Source organism: Vibrio sp. 1580 (assembly GCF_033340055.1).
Genome location: NZ_JAWOVT010000522.1, coordinates 1 through 575, shown reverse-complemented (window position 1 = coordinate 575; position 575 = coordinate 1). Strand labels below are relative to the sequence as shown.

At 43.7% G+C, this 575-nt stretch carries 1 protein-coding gene; it reads left to right on the top strand.

What is annotated here, in order from left to right:
- Window positions 1-123 precede the first annotated feature (123 nt).
- Window positions 124-575: copper resistance protein NlpE (locus R7093_RS26950; RefSeq protein WP_318147240.1), on the top strand; the 452-nt coding region annotated here is incomplete at its 3' end.

The window sequence follows — 575 nt, the reverse complement described above, 5'->3', positions numbered from 1 at the left end:
TAGCGCCAAAAACACCGGTTTTATTGACACAGATAGATCATTCTATTGCTTTGTTATGACGTAAACGTCGGAAACAGGGCTAATATTAACGGCATACAAAATCTTGATTTAAAGAGGGATAAAATGAAAAAGACAATGTTGGCGTTACCTGGTGCGGTAATTATTCTTGCAGGCTGTCAAGACGAGAAACCAGTAGAAACAAGTGCAGTTGAAGCTCCTCAAGCAGTAGAAATGGAAGTCACTGACACTAAATTGCCTGTCGATGCAGTACCAGTGGAAGAAGAACAAGTGATCACTACAGAAACGTTTGTAGACTCAGAACACAACGCGAAAAACGCGCTAGATTGGAATGGCGTTTACAAAGGCACACTACCATGTGCTGATTGCGCAGGCATCGACGTAACTCTGACGCTAAATCAAGATGGCAGCTACGTGCTTGAGCAAAACTACCAAGACAAAGAAGATGGCAAGTTCAAATCAGAAGGCCACTTCACTTGGGATGAAAACGGCAGCATCGTAACGCTGACCGACGAAGACGCACCAAACCAATACTTCGTAGGCGAGAACATGCTTAT